Genomic DNA, 24,465 nt, shown 5'->3' on the forward strand with positions numbered 1-24,465 from the left:
ACTGAAAATATAATAGAATTTATATTAAAAGCAACAAAAATATTGAAAATTTTTAAGGAAGGTTATGGCAAAAAGAAAAGGCAAAACTTATTTATCTGTTTTAATTTTAGTTTTAATAGCAATTTTGATTTTTTTTATTTCAAGATTAAGTATTTTTGAAAAAAATCCTCCTCAAATTTTAATGCCAGATGTTGTATATACTGATCTTAAAAAACCTATTTTAGTGCATATTAAAGATGATGAAAGTTCTATCAAAAACGTACAAATTATATTGCATAAAGACGACAATACTAGTGCAATGGTTATAGCAGATGAAAAGATTTCTAATTTAAAAGATATTACCTTACAAGTTGCTTTGCCAAAATTTGGTTACAAAGAAAATGTAAAATCTTTTGTTTTGGAGGTGATAGCTAAAGATTCTAGTTTTTGGAATTTTTTTAGTGGCAATGAAGCAAGAAAACAAATTGCGGTATTAGTAGATAATACGGCTCCAAAAATCAATATCATAAGCAATTCTTACCAAATCGAGCAAGGTGGTGCTGGGGCAGTTGTTTTTAAGGCTGATGATGCTAATTTAGATAAGGTGTATATAGAAACAAATAAAGGTAAAATCTTTAAAGCCACACCTTATGTAAAAGAAGGATATTATGCGGCTTTGATTGCTTGGGATGCAAGAGATGAGGAATTTCGTGCATTTGTTATCGCTACGGATAAAGCGGGCAATATTTCAAAAGAACGTATAAGGTATTATTTTGTTAATCGTAAATATCGTGTTTCAAATATCAATCTAACGGATAAATTTTTAGATGGAAAGATTGAGAATTTAGCAAATCAGTACGCTCCAAAAGATAATAATCTCAATCGTTATGAAAAATTTAAGTTTGTCAATGAAACTTTAAGAAATAGCAATGAAAAACTTATCCATGAAATCACTTCAAAAGTACCTGAGGAAAAAATTGATAATTTTGATTTGAATTTATTTTTACCTCTTAAAAATGGTATGAAAGTAGCGGATTTTGCTGATCATAGGTATTATTCTTATAATGGGCAATTTGTGAGTGATTCTTATCATATGGGACTTGATCTAGCAAGCGTAGCACAAGCTCCTATCATAAGTAATAACGCAGGCAAGGTTGTTTTTGCTGCTGAAAATGGAATTTATGGTTTAAATTTAATTGTTTATCATGGTTTTGGAGTATATAGTCTTTATGGGCACTGTTCTTCTAAAAATGTTGATTTAGATGAAATGATTAATAAACAAAGCATTATAGGCAAAACAGGAACAAGTGGTTTAGCCTTAGGCGATCATTTGCATTTTGGAGTTTTGGTTCAAGGGGTTGAAACGCGTCCTGAACAATGGCAAGATAAAAAATGGATAGAAAATAATATTTACAATGTTTTAAATGATGGTAAAAAGATAATTTTAGGAAAAAATTAATGAAACAATTAACTTTAGCAAAAACTGTCAAAGGCGTAGGTATAGGACTTCATAAGGGTGAACCCATAGAAATTACTTTAGAGCCTTTAGAAGCAAATAGTGGTATAGTATTTTTTAGAAGTGATCTTAATGCAAGCTATAAGGCAAGTCCTGAAAATGTGATCAATACTCAAATGGCAACTGTTTTAGGAGATGAAAGAGGGTTTATTTCTACAATAGAGCATTTAATGAGTGCGATTAATGCTTATGGAATCGATAATGTACGCATTGTTTTAAATGCAAATGAAGCTCCTGTTATGGATGGATCAAGTATTAGTTTTTGTATGATGCTTGATGAAGCAGGGGTAAAAGAACTTGATGTGCCTAAAAAAATTATGGTAATTAAAAAGCCTATAGAAGTAAGAGATGGTAATAAATTTGTGCGTTTAACTCCTACTAAAGAACCCCGTATTAATTACACAATTAAATTTGACAATGCTGTCATAGGTGAACAAAGTTACAATTTTGAATTCAGCAAAAAAAATTATATAGAAAACATAGCAAGGGCTAGAACTTTTGGTTTTTTAAAAGATGTTCAAGCTCTTAGGAGTATGAATTTAGCACTAGGTGGAAGTTTAGAAAATACTATAGTAGTAGATGAAAATCGTATTTTAAATCCTGAGGGTTTGCGTTTCAAAGATGAGTTTGTAAGACATAAAATTTTAGATGCAATTGGAGATTTAACCTTACTTGGATATCGTGTTTTTGGAGATTATACTTCATATGCTGGGAGTCATCATTTAAATCATTTACTTACTAAAGAAGTTTTAAAAGATAAAGATGCTTATGAAATTGTAAGCCTTGAAAAAACAACCCAAAAAGCTTATGAAAAGGTATTTGCATAAAAACTTCTCTTTTACTTAATACTTTATCTAAGCCTTTAATGATCGGAATTTATCAAGATGATAAACTTATAAAAACTTATAAAAGTGAAGAAAAAGCAAGCGAATTTTTACCAAAAATTTTAGATGAATTGCTTAAAGAATATGATTTTACAAGTTTAATCTATGCTAATGGTCCAGGTTCTTATATGGGGATTAAAATTTCTTATGTAAGTTTGAGTACTTTAAGTATAGTAAAAAATATTCCTTTATTTGCGGTGAGTGCTTTTGAATTAAATGGCTATAAACCCATAAGTGCAAATAAAAATTTTTGTTTTGTATATAAGGAAGGTGAAATTTGTTTAGAGCAAAATATCCCAGCAGAGTTTTTTTTACCAAAAAATTTACAAGAGCTTAAACTAAATAATGATAATCTTCCCTTTTATTTTTTAGATGCAATTTAGGATGAAATTTGAAAATTTTAGTTCCAGCTACGAGTGCGAATTTAGGGCCAGGTTTTGATTGTTTAGGACTTAGTTTAAAGCTTTTTAATGAAACTCAAATCCAAAAATCAGGTGTTTTTAGCATTAGTATTGGAGGCGAGGGAAGTGATAATATTTTTCTTAAAAAAAACAATATATTTGTAAATATTTTTTATGAAATTTATGAAAAACTAAGCGGAAAAAAAGATAATTTTCGTTTTATTTTTCAAAATAACATTCCTCTTTCAAGAGGATTAGGAAGCTCTTCAGCTGTGATTGTTGGAGCTATTGCCAGTGCTTATTATATGAGTGGATTTAAGGTAGAAAAAGAACGTATTTTAGATGAAGCTTTAATTTATGAAAACCATCCAGATAATATCGCTCCAGCTACTCTTGGTGGTTTTGTGTGTTCTTTGGTTGAAAAAAATAAAGTTTATAGTATCAAAAAAGAGATTGATAAAGATTTAGCTGCTGTGGTTGTGATCCCAAATTTGGCAATGAGCACGGAACAATCACGCCAAGCTTTGGCCAAAAATTTAAGTTTTAATGATGCGGTTTTCAACCTTTCTCATGCTTCATTTTTAACCGCTTGTTTTTTGGAGAAAAAATATGAATTTTTAAAATTTGCAAGTCAAGATAAGCTCCATGAAATCAATCGTATGAAAAACTTACCCGAGCTTTTTGAAGTGCAAAAATTTGCCTTAGAAAATAAAGCTTTAATGAGCACACTTTCAGGTTCGGGATCGAGCTTTTTTTCTTTAGCTTTTAAAGATGATGCTTTAGCTTTAGCAAAGAAAATACAAACAAAATTTAAAGATTTTCGTGTGCAATATTTAGAATTTGATGATAATGGCTTTGAAATTTGCTAAAAAATATAAAAAAAAGATATAATTTTGAAAAAACATATACCAATTAGAATGTGCATAGTGTGTAAAAACCGCTTTGAGCAAAATATGTTATTTAGATTTAAAGTTGTTTTAGGAGATATTGTGCCTAAAGCAGAACATGGAAGAAGCGGATATTTATGTCAAAATTGTATTGAGAGAGAAGATAAAGTCTTACAAAAAGCATTTTCTAAAATATGTAAAAATTTAAATACTAAAATTACTCAGCAAGGACTTAAGGAGATATTTTTAAATGGCAAAGATTAGAATTCATGAAATCGCAAAAGAATTAGGTTATGATAGTAAGGAAATTATTGAAAAGGCAAATGAATTAGGACTTGGAATTAAAACAGCATCAAATGCTGTAGAACCTGAGATTGCGGCAGCTATTTATGAGTATATACAAACAAGAGAAATTCCAGAAGCTTTTAAGAAAAATATCAAAACTCCTACGGCAAAAAAGCCTAAAAAAGAAAATATAAAAGAACAAGAAAAGCTAAATGAATCTGAAAAAAAAGAACCTAAAAAAGAAGAAAAGCTTAAACAAGAAGTTAAAAAAGAAGAATTAAAAATTGAAAAAGAAAATGCAAAAGAGGAAGAAAAACAAGAAATTATTGATGCTCATAAGCCACAAAGCCTTGCTAGTGCAACTTTAGCCAAAAGACGCGGACTTGTTATTGTTAAAAAGAAAAAAGACGAAGAAGAAATTCAAGTTAAAAAAGAAGAAGTAAAAAATTCAAATGATATATCTATCAATAATGAAGAGCGCTTAAGTTTAAAAACTATGTTTTCAAATGCTGATGAGAGTTTAAAGAAAAAGAAAAAAGAAAAAAAATCTTTTGTTGCGAGTAAAAAAGAAAGTACCGAAAAAATGAATTTTTTAGATGAACATGATTTTGGTGATATTTCTTTAGATGATGAAGATGAGGTAGTATTACCTGATTTTAGTGTAAAAGAACAAGAAAAACCACAAAATATCAATAAAAAACAACCTAATTTTATAAGACAAGCTGTTGGAAATTCTGCGGGTTTTGGGCTTGAAGGTGGAATTCAAAGAAGAAGTCGTAAAAAACCATCTAAAAAGATTGAAAAAAAGGAAGTAGAAGAAGTAGGTAGCGTTGCTATTTCTAAAGAAATTCGTGTGTATGAATTCGCTGATAAGATAGGAAAAAGCACTAGTGAAGTGATTTCAAAACTTTTCATGCTTGGAATGATGACAACAAAAAATGATTTCTTAGATGAAGATGCGATTGAAATTTTGGCTGCTGAATTTGGTATAGAGATCAATATCATTAACGAGGCTGATGAGTTTGATTATGTAAAAGACTATGAAGAAGAGACTGATGAAAAAGATTTAGTGACTAGAGCACCTGTGATTACCATCATGGGGCATGTTGATCATGGTAAAACTTCTTTGTTAGATTATATTAGAAAATCACGTGTTGCAAGTGGTGAAGCAGGGGGTATTACTCAGCACGTGGGTGCTTATATGGTAGAAAAAAATGGACGTAAAATTACTTTTATTGATACTCCAGGTCACGAAGCTTTTACTGCTATGCGTGCAAGGGGTGCAAGTATCACTGATATTGTAATCATCGTTGTAGCCGCAGATGATGGGGTAAAACCACAAACTAAAGAAGCGATAAATCATGCTAAAGCAGCAGGTGTGCCTATTATTATTGCTATTAATAAAATGGATAAAGAAGCAGCAAATCCCGATATGGTAAAAACTCAACTCGCAGAAATGGAAATCATGCCAGTAGAATGGGGCGGATCTTATGAATTTGTAGGAGTTTCGGCTAAAACAGGAATGGGGATTGAAGATTTGCTTGAAATCGTGCTTTTACAAGCTGATATTTTAGAACTTAAAGCCAATCCAAAAAGTTTTGCTAAAGCAAGCATTATAGAAAGTTCTGTGCAAAAAGGGCGTGGTGCGGTGGCTACTATCATCGTGCAAAATGGAACACTTACTGTAGGAAGTACCGTGGTTGCAGGTGAGGCTTATGGAAAAGTGCGTGCGATGAGCGATGATCAAGGTAAAGCCTTAAAAGAAATTAAACCAGGCGAATGTGGGGTTATCGTAGGGCTTAGTGAAGTAGCAGATGCAGGTGAAATTTTAATCGCAGTAAAAACCGATAAAGAAGCAAGAGAATATGCTAATAAACGCCACGAATACAATCGCCAAAAAGAACTTAGCAAATCCACTAAAGTTAGCATTGATGAGCTTGGAGCTAAGATCAAAGAAGGTAATCTAAAAGCCTTGCCTGTTATTTTAAAAGCTGATGTGCAAGGATCTTTAGAAGCCTTAAAGGCAAGTTTAGAAAAACTTAGAAATGATGAGATTAAAGTGAATATCATTCATAGTGGAGTAGGAGGAATCACGCAAAGTGATATAGAGCTTGCAAGTGCGAGTGAAAACTCTATAGTACTAGGTTTTAACATACGCCCAACAGGGGAAGTTAAAGAGCGTTCTAAAGATAAAGGTGTAGAAATTAAAACTTATAATGTGATTTATAATCTTTTAGATGATGTAAAAGCCTTGCTTGGTGGTATGATGAGTCCGATTATTTCTGAAGAGCAATTAGGACAAGCAGAGATTAGACAAGTGATCAATGTACCAAAAATCGGACAAATTGCAGGTTGTATGGTAACCGAAGGGGTGATTAACCGTGGGGCTAAAATTCGCCTTATCCGTGATGGAGTTGTGGTTTATGAGGGAAATGTAAGCTCACTTAAACGCTTTAAAGATGATGCTAAAGAAGTGGCAAAAGGCTATGAATGTGGCGTAGGTATAGAAGGGTGCGATGATATGAGAGTGGGTGATTATATAGAAAGCTATAAAGAAGTAGAGGAACAAGCAAGTCTATGAACCCAAGTGAGATTAAAAAACTACGCACTGAAAGTATCTTAAAAGAGCTAATCCCTGAAGCTTTAGCAAATTTAGATGATGAAAATTTGAAAAATTTGTGTGTAGTGGATGTAGAGTGTAAAAAAGGCAGATATGATGCTTTTGTGTATCTTGATAAGATGTTTTTTAATGTTCATGAGCAAGAAAAAATTTTATCTTCTTTAAAAAAGGCAAGTAGAGCTTTGCAAAATTACTGCATGAGTGAGCAGGGTTGGTATAGGTGTCCGAATTTTCATTTTAAATTTGATGATAGGCTTGAGTATCAAAACCATATGGATGCACTTTTTGAAAAAATAAAAAAGGATAAAAATGAATCTTGAAGCCCTTTGCAAAGAAGCAGAGCTTAGCTTTTATGATGATGAACTAGTAAGTGAAAATGGCAGAAAAATTTATAGAATTTATGTGCAAAAAGAAGGTGGGGTAAATCTTGATGATTGTGCAAGGCTTAGTGAAATTTTATCGCCTATTTTTGATGTAGAGCCACCTGTAAATGGGGAGTATTTTTTAGAAGTATCTTCACCAGGACTTGAAAGAAAACTTAGCAAGATAGAACACTTTGCTAAAAGTATAGGTGAACTTGTGAAGATCACAACCAATGAAAAAGAAAAAATCGAAGCAAAAATCATTGCTGTAGATGATGAAAATATCACTTTAGAAAATTTAGAAAATAAAGAAAAAACTACTATAAATTTTAATGATATAAAAAAAGCTAGAACCTTCATACAATGGTAAAAATTTAGATTTTTTTATATAATTAAAATAAAAACAAAAAATCAAAAGGCATGCAATGTTAGAAAATAAATGTGATTGGAAAATAAGTAAGGCAGATCAAAATGGTAATGTGTATTATTATTTTCCAAAAGATGAAGATGAATTTAAAGAAGCAGTTGTAAAAAATGGCGGTATGAGTGTGTATGTTTATCAAGAAGGTAAATTTATAGATGAATTTCACACAAAAAGTCAAGGTGATAAATGGACTTCTTCTATTCTTAATTATTTAAAAACTATGAGTAAAGATGGAGAAATATTTTATAGATATTATAAAAATTGCAAATTTTTTGCTATACCAAAAAATACATTTTCTAAAGATGATTTTAAAATTATAAAGGATAATATAAATAATAATATATCCTTAAACCAAATTCTTTATGGGTCTCCAGGGACAGGAAAAACTTATCATACTATAGATAAGGCTTTGGAAATCTTGGGTGAAAATTTAGAAAGTAGAGATGAGAAAAAAGCTAAATTTGATGAGTATGTAAAAAATGGACAAATAGTATTTACTACTTTTCATCAAAGCTATGGATATGAAGAATTTGTAGAAGGTATAAAGCCTCACATAGATAGCGAAGAAAATTCTAAAGAAATAAAATATGAAATAAAAGATGGAATTTTTAAAGAACTTTGCGAAAAAGCTTTAGAAAATAGGGATAGTATAAAAAATTTTAATTTTTATATAGATAAATTAAAAGAAAAAGTAAAAATAGATGATAATAATCCAGAAAAATATTTTGAATTACCAAATACTAAATATTCTATTCAATATAGAAATGGAAAAACATTTAGAATTAAATTTGATGATATGAGTAAAAATCATAAAGATTATCCAGTAAGTATAGATAATATAGAAAAATTATATAAAACTTCTAATATAGATGAAATATATAATTCAGCATATGTTAGAGCTATATTAAATTATTTAAAATTGCAGGGTTTAGAAGATTACAAAGAAAAAGATGAAAAAGTAAATTTACCTTATATAATCATCATCGATGAAATCAATCGTGGTAATGTAAGTAAGATTTTTGGTGAGCTTATAACCTTGATAGAAGCTAGCAAAAGGATAGGTGAAAAAGAAGAGTTAAAAGTGACTTTGCCTTATAGTGGCAAAGAATTTGGAGTACCTAAAAATGTTTATATCATAGGCACTATGAATACAGCCGATAGAAGCATAACTTCTCTTGATACAGCTTTAAGAAGAAGATTTGAATTTATTGAGATGATGCCTGATGTGAGCAAATTATCTATGGATTGTGAAGGTATTAATTTACAAGAATTATTAAAAGCTATAAACACTCGTATAGAATATTTACTAGATAGAGAAAAAACCATAGGTCATGCATTTTTTATAAGTGTTGAAAATTTAGAAGATTTAAAAAAGGTTTTTAAAAATAAAATCATCCCACTTTTGCAAGAGTATTTTTACAATGACTATGTTTTGATTGACGCAGTTTTAAATAAAAATGGTATGTTGGAAATTAGTGTTGAAAATAAAGATTATTTAAAAAATATGACAGAATTTATAGAAAGCGATAAGATTGTTTATAAATTTAGTGATAGTAATAATTGGAGTAAAGATACTTTTATAAAAATATATGAATAATGAAAACAAGTAATACTTTTTCCATCATCGAATACCAAGCTTTTTCTAAAGAAGATTTAAAAGAAATTTTCAAAGAAAAGGCTGAAGGGTTTTATAAAGAGCTAGAAGACTTTGCAAAAAATAATGAAAATCTTCTAGGCTTTAAAAACAAAAATTCCTTAAAAGCTAAAAATTATGTCGGCATTATACAGACCAAAAGCGGGGTTTTGGAGATTTTGCCAAAATGCACGAATTTAGATAGTTATAAAAAAGAAGATAGTTCTTCAAATCATGACAAAGAAAAACTAAGAAGATGTTATGAATTAGACAATATTTCTAAAAATAATGATTTTTATGAAAAAGATTTTAAATTTAATCCTAAAAATCTTTTGATAAATATGCTAAAAACCTTAAAAAACTCCCCCTTTAAAAAATCGCAAATTTCATCTTTGCAAAGTTCTAAAATTCCTTTATTTGAAGTGTTTATCACTATGTTTTTAGATGAATTTGATAGCGTATATAAAAAAGGCTTGATGAGATCTTATCTAAGTTGCGAAGAAAATAGGGCTTTTTTAAAGGGAAAATTACTATTTAACGAGCATATCAAGCGAAATTTGATACACAAAGAAAGATTTTTTACAAGCAATGATGAGTTTGTTTTAGATATAGCACCCAATCGTTTGATAAAATCAACGCTAAATTTTTTAAAATCAAAAACAAGTTTGAATAAATTTAGACTTATAAAATCTATGCAAATTCTCGATGAGGTAGAATTTTCTAAAAATTATGAAAAAGATTTTAGTTATAAAATTTCAAGACATTTTGATTATTATGAAAACTTGCTTTTGTGGTGTAAAATTTTCTTAAAAAATGAAAGTTTTATGCCTTATCATGGTAAAAATGAAGCTTTTGCTTTGCTTTTTCCTATGGAGAAAATTTTTGAAGATTATGTAGCTTATATGCTAAAAAAAGTAAATCCAGCTCAAGATATTAAAGTTCAAAACAATGGAAAGTATTTAATCTCAAAAAATGATGAAAATTGTTTCATGTTAAAGCCTGATTTATATATAGAAAATAAAATGATCCTAGATACCAAATGGAAAATTCCAAATGATAGTGAAGATGAGAAAAAACAGGGTATAGAACAAAGCGATTTGTATCAAATGTTTGCTTATGCTTGCAAATTTAAAATTTATGATATTAAACTTGTGTATCCTTTATGTGAAAAAACTCAAGATTTACAAAGAAAAATCGCAGAAAAATTTTTTGTTTTTAAGGCAAGCGAACATTTGTATTTTAAAGAACAAGGGCAAAAAGATATAAAAGTGCAAGTGTTTTTTGCACCTTTACCTTTTTAAAAATTTTTCTATCAAATGCACTAAAAAACCAAAGCAAGCTACAGCTATGATGCAAGCACCGCTTGAGAGATTAAGATAATAACTAAGTATAAGTCCTAAAACACAAAAAATCATACTTAAAAAACTTGCCAAAATCATGATAAAGCCAAGTCTTTTAGTAAAATTTTCAGCAATAAAGCTTGGGATACTAAGTAAAGCCACAACTAAAATAAGTCCTACAAGGCGTATAGAAATAACTATACAAAAAGCCATAAGGGCGATTAAAAGATAATGAAAAAAACTTGTATTGATACCACGAACTTTTGCAAATTCCGCATCAAAGCTTAATGCTTCAAATTGTCTATAAAATAAAAAAATTAAAAGCACTACTACGCCATCAACCAAAGCCATAAGCCATAAATCTTGTGTTCCTACAGCTAAAATACTTCCAAAAAGATAAGCCATTAAATCTGTGTTATAACTAGGGCTTAAATCGATTAAAATAATCCCAACAGCCATTCCAAAAGCCCAGATTACAGCGATAATGCTATCACTTCTGTGTTCATAGCGTTTAGCTAAAAAAGCTACTAAAAAAGCCAAAAATAAAGTAAATATTCCCGTGCTTAATAAAATAGGCAAAGAGAAATAAAAAGCTATACCTATACCACCAAAAGCCCCATGTGTTATACCTCCAGCCATAGAAAAAAGGCGATTTATCATCACCAAAGTGCCTATGATCCCACAAGTTATACTGACTAAAATCGCTCCTAATAAAGCGTTTTGAAAAAAGGTGAAATTTAAAATTTCAAGCATTATTTTCCTTTGAAAATTTTAAACAAAAATTTTCTTTTTTAAATTCTGTTTTTTTCAAATTTCTTCTTGTAAATTCTTGTTCGCATAGTTTTTTACTATCGCAATTTTCTTCATCGCAAAAACAAGTATTTAAACTCATTTCTACATCACAAAAATGAGAGTGGTTTTCGCATAAATGTTTTAAAAATGAACTTTTTTCTTTTTCTTTAGTGTTGGTATGCAAGAAAAGTTCTTTGTTTAAATGTGCAATTTTATCGCTATAAGCTAATACAAGGTTGATATCGTGGCAAATGAGTAAAATTCCCATGCCTTTTTGGTGCAAAGAGCTTAGAAGTTCAAAAATTTGTATAGCAGACTTGTTATCAACGCTTGCGGTAGGTTCATCTAAAATAAGCATTTTGCATTCACTAGCTAAGGCTCTTGCGATAAAAACACGTTGCCTTTGTCCTCCACTTAGAGAATCAATGGTTTTGTTCCAAAATTTTTCCATTCCTACACTTTTTAAAGCTTGCATAGCTTTTTCTTTATCTTTTTTCCCATAAAAACCAAAAATTTTTTTACTTACAAGTCCCATAAGAACGATTTCAAGTACTCTTGGACAAAAATTAGGATTGGCTAGAGTGTGTTGAGGAACATAGCCTATTTCTTTTTTTTGAAGAGCTTTGAAATGGATTTCATTTTTGGATTTTAAAAGTCCTAAGATAAGTTTTACGAGTGTTGATTTTCCTGCGCCATTTGGACCTATGATAGAGAGAAAGTCTTTATTGTCATAGCTAAGATTGATGTTTTTTAAGATGATTTCATTATTATAAGCGTAGTTTAGATTAGAAATTTCAAAAAAAAGCATCAAAAAACCTGATTATAAATTATGAGAAAAGGCATCAGCAGTTTTTAAAAGCTCATTTTCCCAATCATAAGATAAATGATCTATTTTGTAAATTTTTGCATCACATTCTTTAGCAAGTGTTTTTACTGCATTTTCAGGGAAACCATTTTGAACAAAAATGACTTTTAAATTTTTATTTTTCATTAGAGTGATAAGTTTTTGCAAATCTTTGCTTTTTGGTTCCTTGCCTAAAATTTCTACAGGAATTTGCGTAAGATTATAGCGTTTTGCAAAATATGTCCAAGAAGGATGATAAACTACAAATTCTCTATTTTTTAATTTTTCTAATTTTGAGGCAATTTGTAAATTTAAACTATCCAATTCTGCTAAAAATTTATCTAAATTTTCTTTATATAAATTTTCATTTTGTGGATATTTTTGAATTAAGGTGTCATAAATATTTAAAGCCATAGTTTGGACTAAAATAGGATCTAGCCAAGTATGAGGATCAAAATGCTCATGTTCGTGGTGTTCATGTTCATGAGAGTGTTCGTGTGTATCATGAGTTTGAATCAAAGCTATGTTTTTTTGCATATTTATAACTTGAAGTTTTGGAAAATTTTGTTTAAATTTATCCGTAAAAACTTTTTCAAATTCTAAGCCTATAGTGAAATAAATATCACTTTTTTCAAGTTTTTTCATAGTACTTGGTTTAAATTCAAAATTATGCTCATTGCTATTTGGGGGCAAAATAACATTGATATCTAGAGTATTTGCAGCTATTTTTTTAACAAAAAATGCTTGAGGTGCTATACTGACACTAACTAAATTGCTACTAGTATTTTGTTCTTGCTCTAAATTTTTAGCTTGTGTGAAAGTATAAAATATCCCTAAAGATAAGATAAATAATATAATTTTTTTCAAAATATTTCCTTTCGATATAAATTTTTTAAATTATAACGATATTAAGCTTAATACATAGAATTTTCGAAGCGATATTTATTTAAATAAAATTTTTTATTACTTTTATATTTAAGTAAAAATCTAGATTTTTTAATTTATAATTCTAAAACTTTATGTAGATATCCCTATAAAATAATATTAGAAAGGAGCGCTTAAATTATGAAAAGCGTAAAATTGAAGGTTTCACTGATTGCAAATTTAATCGCAGTAGTGTGTTTGATAATTTTAGGTGTTGTAACATTTATATTTGTAAAGCAAGCAATTTTTCATGAAGTTGTGAATGCTGAAATAAATTATGTTAAAACGGCTAAAAATTCTATAGAGTCTTTTAAGGCAAGAAATTCTTTAGCTCTTGAAAGTTTAGCTAAAAGTATTTTAAAGCATCCTATAGAACAGTTAGATAGTCAAGATGCTTTAATGCATTATGTTGGAAAAGATTTAAAGAATTTTAGAGATGCTGGAAGATTCTTAGCAGTTTATATTGCTCAACCAAATGGCGAACTTGTTGTAAGCGATCCAGACTCTGATGCTAAAAATTTAGATTTTGGAACTTATGGAAAAGCTGATAATTATGATGCTAGAACAAGAGAGTATTATATAGAAGCAGTTAAAACAAATAAACTTTATATTACCCCATCTTATATTGATGTAACTACAAATTTACCTTGCTTTACATATTCTATTCCGCTTTATAAAGATGGTAAATTTATAGGGGTTTTGGCTGTAGATATTCTTGCGGCAGATTTGCAAGCTGAATTTGAAAATTTACCAGGTAGAACTTTTGTATTTGATGAAGAAAATAAAGTATTTGTTTCTACAGACAAAACTCTTTTGCAACAAGGTTATGATATTAGTACTATTGCAAATCTTGCTAAAACTAAAGAGGATCTTGAACCTTTTGAGTATACTAGACCAAAAGATGGTAATGAAAGATTTGCTGTATGCACAAAGGTTTCTGGAATTTATACTGCTTGCGTTGGAGAGCCAATAGAACAAATAGAAGCTCCAGTTTATAAAATTGCATTTATACAAACTGTGATTGTTGTTTTTGCAAGCATTCTTAGCGTCATCCTCCTTTATTTCATCGTATCAAAATACCTCTCCCCACTTGCAGCTATCCAAACAGGTTTAACTTCATTCTTTGATTTTATCAACTATAAAACAAAAAATGTTTCTACTATAGAAGTAAAAAGCAATGATGAATTTGGACAAATCTCAAATGCTATCAATGAAAACATTCTTGCTACTAAAAGAGGCTTAGAACAAGACAATCAAGCCGTTAAAGAATCAGTTCAAACCGTATCAGTTGTAGAAGGTGGTAATTTAACAGCAAGAATTACTGCTAATCCAAGAAACCCACAACTTATTGAACTTAAAAATGTTCTAAATAAACTTCTTGATGTTTTACAAGCTAGAGTAGGTTCTGATATGAATGCTATTCATAAAATTTTTGAAGAATACAAAAGCTTAGACTTTAGAAATAAATTAGAAAATGCTAGCGGTAGTGTAGAATTAACTACTAATGCTTTAGGTGATGAAATAGTTAAAATGCTAAAACAAAGTTCAGACTTTGCTAATGCTTTAGCTAATGAAAGTGGAAAATTACAAACTGCTGTTCAAAGCTTAACCACTTCTTCAAATTCTCAAGCTCAATCTTTAGAAGAAACTGCAGCAGCTTTAGAAGAGATCACTTCTTCTATGCAAAATGTTTCAGTTAAAACTAGTGATGTTATCACTCAATCTGAAGAGATTAAAAATGTTACAGGTATTATAGGTGATATTGCAGATCAAATCAATCTTTTAGCTTTAAATGCAGCTATTGAAGCAGCTCGTGCTGGAGAACATGGTAGAGGCTTTGCAGTGGTAGCTGATGAAGTTAGAAAGTTAGCTGAAAGAACTCAAAAGTCTTTATCAGAAATTGAAGCTAATACTAATTTACTTGTTCAATCTATCAATGATATGGCAGAAAGTATTAAAGAACAAACTGCAGGTATCACTCAAATCAATGATAGCGTAGCTCAAATTGATCAAACTACTAAAGATAATGTTGAAATTGCTAATGAATCAGCTATTATTTCTAGTACAGTAAGTGATATAGCTAATAATATCTTAGAAGATGTTAAGAAGAAGAGGTTTTAATTAATCATTTATACCTAGTGAAAAACTAGGTATAAATTTTTTCTTCAGTTTAAATTTTTCATCAAAGTTTCTAAAAAGTTTCCAAATATTTTTATACTTCCATTGTTTTAAATTTCAATATGGGGTAAAAACAAATGGAAAGAAGATTGTTTTTAAAAGGTTCAGCTTTAGGTTCTATGGTGGCTTTTTTTGCAAGTTCAAATTTAAGTGCTGCTATGCTTAAGGATAAGGATTTGCTAGGTTTTAAAGCTGTTAGTGCAAGCACACAAGATAAAGTTATAGTACCACAAGGTTATGAAGCAAAGGTTTTAATTTCTTGGGGTGATCCACTTTTTAGTAAAGCAAAACCTTATGATGAAAATAAAATCATCGACATGAATGCAGTTAAAAATGCTCATTTGGTTTTTGGAGATGACAATGATGGTATGAGTTTTTTTCCACTTTCAAAAAACAGAGGAATTTTAGCCGTTAATAATGAATATATAAATCCTGAAATCATGTTTAATCATCATGGTAAAAATTTAAGCAAAGAAGATATTTTATATGAGCAAGCCAGTGTGGGTGTGAGTATCTTAGAAATCGAAAAAAAAGGTGATGATTGGACTGTGGTTTTAGACTCTAAGTATAACCGCAGAATCGATGCAAACACTAAAATGCAAGTAAGTGGAGCAGCTAAAAAAGAAGTTTTAAAAAATGAAAAATTTGTTCATGGAACTTTTGCAAATTGTGCAAATGGACAAACACCTTGGGGAACTTATATCACCTGTGAAGAAAATTTTGACGATTTTTTTGGAAGTTCAGATGAAAATCTAGAATTTAATGATGCCTTTAAGCGCTATGGATTTAACAAAACTAGTCTTTATGGATGGGAAAAATTTGATGAAAGATTTGATTTAGCTAAAAATATCAATGAAGCCAATCGTTTTGGTTGGATAGTGGAAATCAATCCTTTTGATGCAAAAAGCACACCTGTTAAAAGAACTTCTTTAGGGCGTTTTAAACATGAAAATGCAGAAATTATCGTAGAAAAAGATGGTTCTGTTATAGTTTATATGGGTGATGATGAGATGAATGAATTTATTTATAAATTTGTTAGCAAACATAAATACAAAAAAGGTGCTGATACAAGTAAAATTTTAGATGAAGGCACTTTGTATGTAGGACAGTTTAACGGCAATGTGGGAGATTTTAAAGGACAGGGAAAATGGATAGCTTTAGAATATGGCAAAAACGGCCTAGATGAAAAAAATGGTTTTAAGTCTCAAGCTCAAGTACTCATCAATACGCGTCTTGCTGCAAGTATTGTAGGTGCAACTCCTATGGATAGATGTGAATGGATAGCAAGCCATAAACAAAGTGGTTCTAAAGAGGTATTTGCAACACTAACGAACAACAAAAATCGCCAAGAACCTAATGCAGCAAATCCAAGAACTAAAAATGTTTATGGACAAATTTTAAAATGGATGCCAAAAAATTCTCATAAAGACGATGATTTTACTTGGGAAATTTTTGCTCTTGCTGGAAATCCTGATAACCAACAAGGCTTATATAAAGGTTCAAATAATATTACAAGTGAAAATAAATTCAATTCTCCTGATGGACTTAAATTTGATAAAGATGGAAGACTTTGGATACAAACAGATAGATCTTATTCTAATAAAGACGAATACGAAGGCATGGGAAATAACTGCATGCTAGTAGCAAATCCAAAAACAGGGGAAATCAGACGCTTTTTAACAGGACCTATTGCTTGTGAATTAACAGGGATTGCTTTTAGTGAGGATTATACCACAATGTTTGTAGGCATACAACATCCAGGAGAAGGTTTAAAAGGTAGTACTTTTCCTTATGGAAAAACACCAAGATCGAGTGTAATGATGATAAGAAAACTTGATGGTGGAGTGATAGGAAGCTAAATAAAAATAAAGTTGCTTTTAGCAACTTTATAAAATCTTAATGCAAGCTTTCTATATAAGCCATAGCACTTAATGCAGCTACAGCTCCATCACCTGCAGCACAAATCACTTGCTTAGGTGCATCTTTTCTAAGATCTCCTGCGGCAAAAAGTCCAGCAATACTAGTTTGCATTTTAAGATCAACACTTACTTGCCCACCTTCTTCCATATTGCATAAAAACTTACCATCGTCTTGTTTTAAAATTTCATTTCTTACATTAAGACCAACAAAAGTAAAAATTCCTGGAACATTTAAATCTCTAATACTACCATCTTTTAATTTTACTTTTACCCCAGTAACACCCATTTTATCACCATATACTTCATCTACACTTGCACTAGTAATGAGTTCTATTTTTTCGTTTTTCTTAACTTTTTCTACTGTAGATGGAGCCGCTCTAAACTCATCTCTGCGGTGGATAAGATAAACCTTAGAACAAATATTTGCTAGATACAAGGCTTCTTCTAAAGCCGTATCTCCACCACCTAAAACTGCAACTTCTTTATTTTTATAAAAAAATCCATCACAAGTTGCACAAGTACTTACACCTTTTCCAAAAAATTCATCTTCGCCTTTAAAACCTGCTCTTTTTGGAGCCGAGCCTGTGCAAACTATCACAGCTTTAGTAAGTTCTGTTTTACCACCTTCTAATTTGATGGTAAAACTTCCATCACTATTTTTTAAAATTTGTTCTACTCCAACCATTTCATGTTTTAAACCAAAACGCATACATTGTTCATTCCAAGGAGCCATAAAAGAAATTCCATCCATAACTTGGGCTACACCCGGATAATTCTCTATTTCAGAACTTGAGGTAATTTGTCCACCAGGCATACCTTTTTCAAACATTACTACATTCTTAAGACCACCTCTAGTTGCATAAAGTCCGGCACTAAGTCCAGCAGGACCTCCACCTATGATTGCTACATCTAACATTTACATTTCCTTTATATTGAATTTTATTATTAATAATGATATAAAAATTATTCTTAATAGTAGTTAATAAAAATTATTATTTAGTATAAATTTGAAATTTTTAAGAAGAAGGCTAGTTATACTAGCCTTTAGTTTATAGTAAAGAGTTTAGTTTATCACTAATTGCTTGTTTAGATTGTGCACCAACGAGTTGATCTACAACTTCACCATTTTTAAAGAAAATAAGCGTAGGAATAGAGCGAACACCAAATTCAGCTGCTAAATCACCTTGTTCATCTGTATTTACTTTGCAAATTTTAGCTTTACCATCGAAGTCATTTGCAAGTTCATCAATAACTGGAGCAAGCATTCTACAAGGTCCGCACCATGGAGCCCAAAAATCAACTAAAGCTACACCTTCTTTTGCTTGAGCAAAATTATCACTTGTTAATTCAATATATTTTCCCATAATTTTTCCTTTCTTTAATTTTTGTCTAATTGTATTTTATTTTTTTAAATATCAGCTTAAAAACTTATATTTTCGCAAAATTGTATCACATCATTTTTAATGCAAATCAGATCAATCTGAAAATCCGATGAAATTCCATTTTTAAGATGATAAAATTCTATAGTTTTTAAAATTTTTTCAAGTTTTTTTCTATCCAAACGCTCGGAAACTTCATAATCATCTTGAGTAAATTTAACCTCTATAAAATGTAAAATTTCATCTTTTTTGGCTATTATATCGATTTCTCCAAATTTAGAATAGAAATTTCTTTTTAAAATTTCAAAGCCCTGTTTTTTTAAAAATTTACAAGCCTTATCTTCACCTAAAATTCCATCTAAATAAGCTTTTAAACCCATTATTCTATACGCATCATAAAAGGTTTGGTTTTTATAAAATCTTGTTTGCGTAAAATTTCAAGCAAATTTTGTATGCTTTTTTCATAAGTTAAATGTGTAGTAAAAAACAAAGTACTGTAATTTTCATCATTTTTTTTAGGTTTTTGTAAGAAACTATCGATAGAAATATTATTTTCACTCATCAATTGTGTGATTTTAGATAAAACCCCTATTTTATCTTCAACTTTCACCCTTAAATAATATTTTGTATAAATTTCATCTTTGCTTAAAAGCTCGTATTCTAAAGTGTTCACAAAACCAAGCATTGGTGCTTTTACCTGATCTCTTGTTATATCCATAAGATCTGAAATCACAGCACTTGCAGTGGCCTCTCCTCCTGCTCCTGCTCCATAATACAAACTTTCACCCAACAAATCTCCATTAATGCTTATAGCATTCATCACTCCATCAACTTTTGCAAGCATTTTTTCTTTATCTATCATAGTAGGATGCACCCTTAATTCTACTTTATTTTCACGCACCTTAGCTATACCTAAAAGTTTTATGGTAAATTCAAACTCATTAGCAAAATACATATCTTCAGGTGCAATTTCACTAATACCCTCGATCAAAATATCTTCAGGTTTAGCTTTAAGATTATAAGCGATACTTGATAAAACAAGCAGTTTATGTGCTGCATCTTGCCCTTCTATGTCAAAAGTTGGATCAGCCTCTGCATAACCTAAATTTTGAGCTATTTGTAAGGCTTGTTTAAAACTCATATTTTTTTGACTCATAGAACTTAAAATATAATTACTCGTACCATTTAAAATCCCTTTTATAGCCAAAATATTATTTGCACTTAAACCTTCTTTTAAAACCTTTATAATAGGAATTCCTCCAGCCACACTTGCTTCATAACCAAAGGCTAAATTTTTAGCCAAATTTTCAAGTTCATAACGATGATAAGCAAGCATAGCTTTATTTGCAGTAACAACAGCTTTTTTCTTTTTTAAAATTTCACTCACTATTTTAAAAGCTTCATCCACCCCACCCATTAATTCCACAAAAACATCTACATCAGCATTTAAAATTTCTGCAACGCTATGAGTAATTGGAATTAAAGCATTTTTTTTAGGACTTCTAGCAAGAGCGATCACAGGAGTTATGCTTTGCCCACATCTTGCACGAATAAGTTTATCATTTTCTAAAAGAAATTTAACCACCGCACTTCCAACAGTGCCATAACCAAGAATCGCTACTTTCATAACTTACTCTTTTAAATATTTTTTGATATTACGTGCAGCTTGGCGTATGCGATTTTCATTTTCAATTAAAGCAATTCTTACATACTCATCACCTGCTTCGCCAAAACCTACCCCAGGACTTACTGCAACACTAGCACGCTGTAAAAGTTGCTTTGAAAATTCTAAACTTTTTAAATGTCTTTTGCTTTCAGGGAGTTTTGCCCAAACAAACATACTTGCTCTTGGTTTTTGAAGTTTCCAGCCTGCATTTTCAAAAGCTTCAAGTAAAATGTGCATTCTTTTATCATAAGTTGCACGGATTTCATCTACACAAGTTTGATCTCCATCTAAAGCTATGGTAGCTGCTACTTGAATAGGTGTGTACATACCATAATCAAACCAAGATTTTATTTTTTTAAGCGCGCTGACTAAGCGTTTATTTCCTACTACAAAACCCACGCGCCAGCCTGCCATATTGTAAGATTTTGAAAGAGTGTAAGTTTCTACCGCTACATCTTTTGCGCCTTCAATTTCCAAAATAGAAGGAGTTTTATAGTCATCATAAGTTAAATCTGCATAAGCAATATCTGAAATAATATAAAATCTTTCTTTTTTTGCCGTTGCTATCAATCTTTCATAAAAACTTTTCTCACAAGTTACTGTTGTTGGATTATGCGGGAAATTAACAACGACATATTTTGGACGCGGGATGCTTTCATTTAAAGTTTTATGTAAATTTTCAAAAAATTGATTTTCATCAAGCTCAAATTTTTCATTATAAGCTAAAGGCATTTTTGCTACATTACCTCCTGCTATAATAAAAGCTTGAGTATGTATAGGATAAGCAGGAGTTGGCACAATAGCAACATCTCCAGGATTTATAATCGCTCTTGCAAGATTTACAAAACCCTCTTTTGAACCCATAGTAGCTACAACTTCATTTTCAGGATCTAGGTTGACATTATATTTTCTTTTATACCAATTACAAATTGCTAAGCGAAGTTTATAAATCCCCATGGATGTAGAATATCCCGAGGTTTTATCTTTGTTAGCACTTTCACAAAGTTTATCTATAATGTGTTGTGGAGTTTTACCATCGGGATTTCCCATTGAAAAGTCGATGATATCCTCTCCAGCACGTCTTGCTGCCATTTTTATCGCATTTACTTCTGCGAAAACATAATTTGGAAGTCTTTCTATGGTATTAAAACGGATTTCATCAAACATTTCTTAATCCTTTATTTTTTAAGTGTGATTTTTAAACCCCTGCGTATATTATCTAAACTATACATATCGCTTACAATAGCATATATAGCACCATTTGGAATAAGTTCTGAAAAATGATTATTTTTATTTTCGCTTTTTACTGCTTTAATTAGATTCAGATTTTTATCTAAAAAGAAGATTTTAGGAAACCAATTGTCTAAATCATTTGCATCAATAATCAAATTTGTAGCATTTTTTAAATCAAGCACATAGTCTTTAAGGGGTTTTTCTAATGATTTTGGAGTATTTAAATTAACATTTGTATTGGTTTTTAATACAGCATTGGAAAAATTTAAATCATATTCATAGTCATATGCCCCAATGCGCTTAATATTATCTATATAGACAGAATTTTCTTTTAAGAGATTGTAAAGCGTTCCAGGATCTAAAACATATTGAGATTCTACTTGTATGGTATAGTCAATATTTCCTTCTCTTAAAATCAAATCTGTAGGGATAAAATATATATATCCGGCATCTGTTAAAACATCGGATAAAATTTTAAAAAACATAACTTCATCAGCTTTTGCTTTAAAATTTAGTTTTAGACTTTGAGGATTTGATAGTGTTAAGGCAATTAAAGAATTGGTTTTTAATATTTGAGATATTTTTGCAATATCACAATTTCCATTATTATCTATGTAAGAATTATTTGAGAATAATAATTCTAGTTGAGAATTTTTACTAGGATTGTTTACTAAATTTTTTGCTAATTCAAGACTTGAGATTGCAAAAGATATATTAACCCAAAGAGTAAGAATAATAATTTTTTTTACCATTCTTTACCTTTATTTAATTTTACAAATTCAGCAGCTGAAATACTTGTAATTTTTCCATCTTTAATCAAGAAACGTTTTGAAATTCCTACAGGAAATTTTTGTTCTTTATTTTCTTGATCAAACATTGTTAAAGCTGCAGCCCCTGTTAAAATTAACTGATCTTTATCTAAAGAAATATTAAAATCTTTTTCTTTAACAAAGCTTGTTTTTTTAAGGCTTTTTAAATCTATCAAACCTATCCAAATCTTGGTAGAGGTTTTAAAATGTGCTTCTTTTAAAGAATCAGTTTTTGGTGTATTTGTGTCTTCTTGGATTTGGGTATTTTTTTCTTCATCGAGTAGGGTTGTGTTATTTTCACTGATATTATTTTCTATGCTTATGTTTTTATCATTTTCTTGTAATGAGATGTTTTGGCTTGGTAAAACGCTCTCTGTTTGATTTGTTTCTTGTGCTTTATTGTTGTCTATAACAACAACATTGTTTCCACCTAAAGATTTTAAATTTTCTTGTGCTTGTCCTATGATATCTATAACTGTTGCACTAGTATTATTTTGTTCATCTTTGAAAAAAGTTCTAAGTGTATCAAAATAATAAATTCCACTTCCTATAATCACTAAAACAATAAGAACAATCAAAAAAGGCCAAGTGTTAAAGGATTTTTGACTATAAGCATCTAGTTTTGGGGTTATCATTTTTGATTTTGTTTGTGGAGTAGGATTGTTTTCGTTAAGATAAGCTTCATACTCTTCGTTAAAATCACTAAAGTCGAGTTCGTATTCTCTGCTCAAAATTTTAACAAAACCTTTAACATTAAAACGACTTAAAACAGCAAAATTCTTTTCTACTAAAGCTTCAAGAAAATCAAGTTCAATTTGCGTTTTTGCTGCAACTTCTTTTAAATTTAATTCTTGTATTTTTTTCCAATTAAGCATTTAACATCCTATCACAAAGTATTGCAAAAGCAGCGCTGACATTAAGACTATCAAAATTATTTTTCATCGCAATGCCCACACATTCATCGCATTTTTTTATAATTTTAGAGCTTAAACCAAAACCCTCACTACCCAAAACTAAAACTTTTTTACCATTGCTTATTTTTACACTGTGAATTTCTTTTCCCGAGCCATCACTCGCATAAAAATAAAAACCTACTTGTTTTAGTTCATTTATTACACTTAAAGCATCGTTGCTTATCACAATAGGTAAATCAAGAGCCGCTCCGCTGCTTGTGCGAATTACTCCTTCCATGGCTAATTTTTCACCAATAAAAATTAAAGCCCCAACCCCTAAAGCATAAGCTGTACGCGTGATAGCCCCTATATTTCCTACATCACTAATTCCATAAAGCATAACAATAAAATCATTTTTTTTGATCTCATTTAAATTTGCAAAAGAACTTTCTTTAATATCTAGCAAAAAACCTTGATGATTTCCACCTTTCGCATAAGCTTGAGCAGTTTTAAAATCAAGTTTTTTGATTTTAAAACCAGATTTTGCGATTTTGGAAAAAGTAATTTTATCACATTCTTTTGCTAAATAAAGCTCATTGATACAGTCTTTATGATATTCTAAAATATAAAAAAATATTTGCTTCCCATAAACTATCATATTAAAATTTTACCTAATCTTGACTTAAAAGCAGTTTTTGATAAATTTCTTTTGCATTTTTTCCATTGATCTTTGATAATAATTTTGCTTTTGCTTTTAAAGACAGCTCTAAATCCATAATATCTTTTTCACAAAGAGTATTTTGCAAAAAATTTTGCTCTTTTGATTGCAGTACTACAACCCATTCACCGTTTAAATTAGACTTTTTTAAAATTTCAGAAAGCTCTTTAGCATTGCCTTTAAATTTTTTTTCAAATTTTTTACTGATTTCTTTAATCAAAAAAATTTCTCTTTGGCTGTCTAGAATCATAATCTGTTCTACTAAAGATAAAATACGCTTGGGGGATTCGTAAATAATACTTGGATAAGGAAAGTTTAAAATTTTTTCTATATCTTTTTGTCTTTCTTTGCCTTTATTTGCTAAAAAACCAATAAAGATAAATTCTTTTTGACAAAATGCTGAGCTTACAAGAGCAACTAAGGCTGCATTTGCACCTGGTAAAATTTCATAGGTGATATTATTTTCTTGTGCAAATTCTACCAAAGCCTTGCCAGGATCACTAATCCCTGGCATTCCTGCATCGCTTAAATAAGCTACATTTTTTTCAAATATCTTTAAATCAATACTTGCTAAAACTTCTTTTTCATTATGGGAGTGTAAGGCTATAAATTTAGAAATATGTATATCAGTGTGAAATTTGGTATTTAATAACGAAATCAAAGACTTACTTACTCTTGTATCTTCGCAAAACACAAGATCGCAAGTCTTTAAAAGTTCTAAGGCTCTAAAAGAAATATCGCTTAAATTTCCTATGGGAGTAGGAATAAAATAAAGCATA

At 30.0% G+C, this 24,465-nt stretch carries 24 protein-coding genes; 12 read left to right on the plus strand and 12 right to left on the minus strand.

What is annotated here, in order from left to right; genetic code table 11:
- Positions 1–64: 64 nt before the first annotated feature.
- The 10 genes from FBF22_RS00655 to FBF22_RS00700 are packed head-to-tail and all read left to right on the plus strand — an operon-like array spanning position 65 to position 10,292.
- Entirely contained in the window at positions 65–1,438 is a 1,374-nt protein-coding gene (locus FBF22_RS00655; RefSeq protein ID WP_002858680.1) for a M23 family metallopeptidase, read from the plus strand.
- Positions 1,438–2,322, plus strand: coding sequence for a UDP-3-O-acyl-N-acetylglucosamine deacetylase (lpxC, locus tag FBF22_RS00660; RefSeq protein WP_002869857.1), 885 nt, complete (start codon positions 1,438–1,440; stop codon positions 2,320–2,322). The genes FBF22_RS00655 and lpxC overlap by 1 nt, the downstream gene beginning before the upstream one ends.
- 38 nt (positions 2,323–2,360) lie before the next feature.
- Positions 2,361–2,762 carry a tRNA (adenosine(37)-N6)-threonylcarbamoyltransferase complex dimerization subunit type 1 TsaB gene (locus tag FBF22_RS00665; RefSeq protein WP_002851789.1) on the plus strand — a complete coding sequence of 134 codons (402 nt, stop codon included), beginning with the start codon at positions 2,361–2,363 and terminating at the stop codon, positions 2,760–2,762.
- Positions 2,763–2,770: 8 nt separating this feature from the next.
- A complete protein-coding gene (gene thrB, locus FBF22_RS00670; protein WP_002851909.1) occupies positions 2,771–3,649 on the plus strand; it encodes a homoserine kinase in 879 nt (292 codons plus the stop codon).
- Positions 3,650–3,673: 24 nt separating this feature from the next.
- Positions 3,674–3,931 (plus strand): YlxR family protein, encoded by a 258-nt coding sequence (locus FBF22_RS00675; RefSeq protein WP_002859353.1) that lies wholly within the window; start codon positions 3,674–3,676, stop codon positions 3,929–3,931.
- On the plus strand, positions 3,918–6,533 hold the full coding sequence (gene infB, locus FBF22_RS00680) for a translation initiation factor IF-2 (RefSeq protein WP_002851655.1): 2,616 nt from the start codon (positions 3,918–3,920) through the stop codon (positions 6,531–6,533). The genes FBF22_RS00675 and infB overlap by 14 nt, the downstream gene beginning before the upstream one ends.
- Entirely contained in the window at positions 6,530–6,892 is a 363-nt protein-coding gene (gene rbfA / locus FBF22_RS00685; protein ID WP_002778650.1) for a 30S ribosome-binding factor RbfA, read from the plus strand. The genes infB and rbfA overlap by 4 nt, the downstream gene beginning before the upstream one ends.
- On the plus strand, positions 6,882–7,304 hold the full coding sequence (gene rimP / locus FBF22_RS00690) for a ribosome maturation factor RimP (protein WP_002859355.1): 423 nt from the start codon (positions 6,882–6,884) through the stop codon (positions 7,302–7,304). Before rbfA ends, rimP begins: the two co-directional genes overlap by 11 nt.
- Before the next feature lie 55 nt (positions 7,305–7,359).
- Positions 7,360–8,955 carry an AAA family ATPase gene (locus FBF22_RS00695; protein ID WP_002885414.1) on the plus strand — a complete coding sequence of 532 codons (1,596 nt, stop codon included), beginning with the start codon at positions 7,360–7,362 and terminating at the stop codon, positions 8,953–8,955.
- The gene (locus FBF22_RS00700) at positions 8,955–10,292 is read left to right on the plus strand and encodes an McrC family protein (RefSeq protein WP_002877223.1); all 1,338 of its coding nucleotides are present in this window, start codon (positions 8,955–8,957) and stop codon (positions 10,290–10,292) included. Before FBF22_RS00695 ends, FBF22_RS00700 begins: the two co-directional genes overlap by 1 nt.
- On the opposite strand, the gene FBF22_RS00705 is transcribed toward FBF22_RS00700, so the two are convergent.
- Genes FBF22_RS00705 through FBF22_RS00715 form a run of 3 tightly spaced genes read right to left on the minus strand, consistent with a single transcriptional unit; the run spans position 10,281 to position 12,834 of the window.
- Positions 10,281–11,084, minus strand: coding sequence for a metal ABC transporter permease (locus FBF22_RS00705; RefSeq protein WP_002885416.1), 804 nt, complete (start codon positions 11,082–11,084; stop codon positions 10,281–10,283). The two genes, FBF22_RS00700 and FBF22_RS00705, sit on opposite strands and share 12 nt — an antisense overlap.
- The gene (locus FBF22_RS00710; protein ID WP_002885417.1) at positions 11,077–11,931 is read right to left on the minus strand and encodes a metal ABC transporter ATP-binding protein; all 855 of its coding nucleotides are present in this window, start codon (positions 11,929–11,931) and stop codon (positions 11,077–11,079) included. The genes FBF22_RS00705 and FBF22_RS00710 overlap by 8 nt, the downstream gene beginning before the upstream one ends.
- A 12-nt stretch (positions 11,932–11,943) precedes the next feature.
- A complete protein-coding gene (locus FBF22_RS00715; RefSeq protein WP_002885418.1) occupies positions 11,944–12,834 on the minus strand; it encodes a zinc ABC transporter substrate-binding protein in 891 nt (296 codons plus the stop codon).
- A 198-nt stretch (positions 12,835–13,032) separates the two neighbouring features.
- Between FBF22_RS00715 and FBF22_RS00720 the strand changes: the two genes are divergently transcribed.
- Entirely contained in the window at positions 13,033–15,012 is a 1,980-nt protein-coding gene (locus tag FBF22_RS00720) for a methyl-accepting chemotaxis protein (RefSeq protein ID WP_014517177.1), read from the plus strand.
- Between the two features lie 134 nt (positions 15,013–15,146).
- On the plus strand, positions 15,147–16,928 hold the full coding sequence (locus FBF22_RS00725) for a PhoX family phosphatase (RefSeq protein ID WP_053921057.1): 1,782 nt from the start codon (positions 15,147–15,149) through the stop codon (positions 16,926–16,928).
- 37 nt (positions 16,929–16,965) lie between these two features.
- Here FBF22_RS00725 and trxB read toward each other — a convergent pair whose 3' ends face one another.
- From trxB to rsmI, 9 genes are all read right to left on the minus strand, one after another.
- Entirely contained in the window at positions 16,966–17,904 is a 939-nt protein-coding gene (trxB, locus tag FBF22_RS00730) for a thioredoxin-disulfide reductase (RefSeq protein ID WP_002885293.1), read from the minus strand.
- 133 nt (positions 17,905–18,037) lie between these two features.
- Positions 18,038–18,352: a thioredoxin gene (gene trxA / locus FBF22_RS00735; protein ID WP_002778629.1), complete on the minus strand. Its 315-nt coding sequence runs from the start codon at positions 18,350–18,352 to the stop codon at positions 18,038–18,040.
- Between the two features lie 56 nt (positions 18,353–18,408).
- A complete protein-coding gene (locus FBF22_RS00740) occupies positions 18,409–18,747 on the minus strand; it encodes a YraN family protein (protein ID WP_002854371.1) in 339 nt (112 codons plus the stop codon).
- Positions 18,747–19,994, minus strand: coding sequence for a homoserine dehydrogenase (locus tag FBF22_RS00745; RefSeq protein WP_002885292.1), 1,248 nt, complete (start codon positions 19,992–19,994; stop codon positions 18,747–18,749). Before FBF22_RS00745 ends, FBF22_RS00740 begins: the two co-directional genes overlap by 1 nt.
- A 3-nt stretch (positions 19,995–19,997) precedes the next feature.
- Complete coding sequence (locus FBF22_RS00750; RefSeq protein ID WP_002854656.1) at positions 19,998–21,200, minus strand: LL-diaminopimelate aminotransferase; 1,203 nt, start codon at positions 21,198–21,200, stop codon at positions 19,998–20,000.
- Positions 21,201–21,211: 11 nt separating this feature from the next.
- Complete coding sequence (locus tag FBF22_RS00755; RefSeq protein ID WP_002860658.1) at positions 21,212–22,018, minus strand: hypothetical protein; 807 nt, start codon at positions 22,016–22,018, stop codon at positions 21,212–21,214.
- Positions 22,012–22,950, minus strand: a complete 939-nt coding sequence (locus FBF22_RS00760) for a hypothetical protein (protein WP_002859364.1) — start codon at positions 22,948–22,950, stop codon at positions 22,012–22,014. Before FBF22_RS00760 ends, FBF22_RS00755 begins: the two co-directional genes overlap by 7 nt.
- A complete protein-coding gene (gene rlmB, locus FBF22_RS00765) occupies positions 22,943–23,626 on the minus strand; it encodes a 23S rRNA (guanosine(2251)-2'-O)-methyltransferase RlmB (protein ID WP_002869758.1) in 684 nt (227 codons plus the stop codon). Before rlmB ends, FBF22_RS00760 begins: the two co-directional genes overlap by 8 nt.
- Positions 23,627–23,639: 13 nt before the next feature.
- Positions 23,640–24,464, minus strand: coding sequence for a 16S rRNA (cytidine(1402)-2'-O)-methyltransferase (rsmI, locus tag FBF22_RS00770; RefSeq protein WP_002869759.1), 825 nt, complete (start codon positions 24,462–24,464; stop codon positions 23,640–23,642).
- Between the last annotated feature and the right edge of the window lies 1 nt (position 24,465).

This window comes from Campylobacter sp. CFSAN093260, from assembly GCF_012890095.1.
GTDB classification, from domain to species: Bacteria; Campylobacterota; Campylobacteria; order Campylobacterales; family Campylobacteraceae; genus Campylobacter_D; species Campylobacter_D jejuni.

Excerpts from the sequence above, each read along its gene's own strand:
- FBF22_RS00655 (WP_002858680.1), top strand. The coding sequence starts at position 65 with ATGGCAAAAAGAAAAGGCAAAACTTATTTATCTGTTTTAATTTTAGTT.
- lpxC (WP_002869857.1), top strand. The coding sequence starts at position 1,438 with ATGAAACAATTAACTTTAGCAAAAACTGTCAAAGGCGTAGGTATAGGA.
- FBF22_RS00665 (WP_002851789.1), top strand. The coding sequence starts at position 2,361 with ATGATCGGAATTTATCAAGATGATAAACTTATAAAAACTTATAAAAGT.
- infB (WP_002851655.1), top strand. The coding sequence starts at position 3,918 with ATGGCAAAGATTAGAATTCATGAAATCGCAAAAGAATTAGGTTATGAT.
- rbfA (WP_002778650.1), top strand. The coding sequence starts at position 6,530 with ATGAACCCAAGTGAGATTAAAAAACTACGCACTGAAAGTATCTTAAAA.
- rimP (WP_002859355.1), top strand. The coding sequence starts at position 6,882 with ATGAATCTTGAAGCCCTTTGCAAAGAAGCAGAGCTTAGCTTTTATGAT.
- FBF22_RS00695 (WP_002885414.1), top strand. The coding sequence starts at position 7,360 with ATGTTAGAAAATAAATGTGATTGGAAAATAAGTAAGGCAGATCAAAAT.
- FBF22_RS00700 (WP_002877223.1), top strand. The coding sequence starts at position 8,955 with ATGAAAACAAGTAATACTTTTTCCATCATCGAATACCAAGCTTTTTCT.
- FBF22_RS00705 (WP_002885416.1), bottom strand. The coding sequence starts at position 11,084 with ATGCTTGAAATTTTAAATTTCACCTTTTTTCAAAACGCTTTATTAGGA.
- FBF22_RS00710 (WP_002885417.1), bottom strand. The coding sequence starts at position 11,931 with ATGCTTTTTTTTGAAATTTCTAATCTAAACTACGCTTATAATAATGAA.
- FBF22_RS00720 (WP_014517177.1), top strand. The coding sequence starts at position 13,033 with ATGAAAAGCGTAAAATTGAAGGTTTCACTGATTGCAAATTTAATCGCA.
- FBF22_RS00725 (WP_053921057.1), top strand. The coding sequence starts at position 15,147 with ATGGAAAGAAGATTGTTTTTAAAAGGTTCAGCTTTAGGTTCTATGGTG.
- trxB (WP_002885293.1), bottom strand. The coding sequence starts at position 17,904 with ATGTTAGATGTAGCAATCATAGGTGGAGGTCCTGCTGGACTTAGTGCC.
- trxA (WP_002778629.1), bottom strand. The coding sequence starts at position 18,352 with ATGGGAAAATATATTGAATTAACAAGTGATAATTTTGCTCAAGCAAAA.
- FBF22_RS00740 (WP_002854371.1), bottom strand. The coding sequence starts at position 18,747 with ATGGGTTTAAAAGCTTATTTAGATGGAATTTTAGGTGAAGATAAGGCT.
- FBF22_RS00745 (WP_002885292.1), bottom strand. The coding sequence starts at position 19,994 with ATGAAAGTAGCGATTCTTGGTTATGGCACTGTTGGAAGTGCGGTGGTT.
- FBF22_RS00750 (WP_002854656.1), bottom strand. The coding sequence starts at position 21,200 with ATGTTTGATGAAATCCGTTTTAATACCATAGAAAGACTTCCAAATTAT.
- FBF22_RS00755 (WP_002860658.1), bottom strand. The coding sequence starts at position 22,018 with ATGGTAAAAAAAATTATTATTCTTACTCTTTGGGTTAATATATCTTTT.
- FBF22_RS00760 (WP_002859364.1), bottom strand. The coding sequence starts at position 22,950 with ATGCTTAATTGGAAAAAAATACAAGAATTAAATTTAAAAGAAGTTGCA.
- rlmB (WP_002869758.1), bottom strand. The coding sequence starts at position 23,626 with ATGATAGTTTATGGGAAGCAAATATTTTTTTATATTTTAGAATATCAT.
- rsmI (WP_002869759.1), bottom strand. The coding sequence starts at position 24,464 with ATGCTTTATTTTATTCCTACTCCCATAGGAAATTTAAGCGATATTTCT.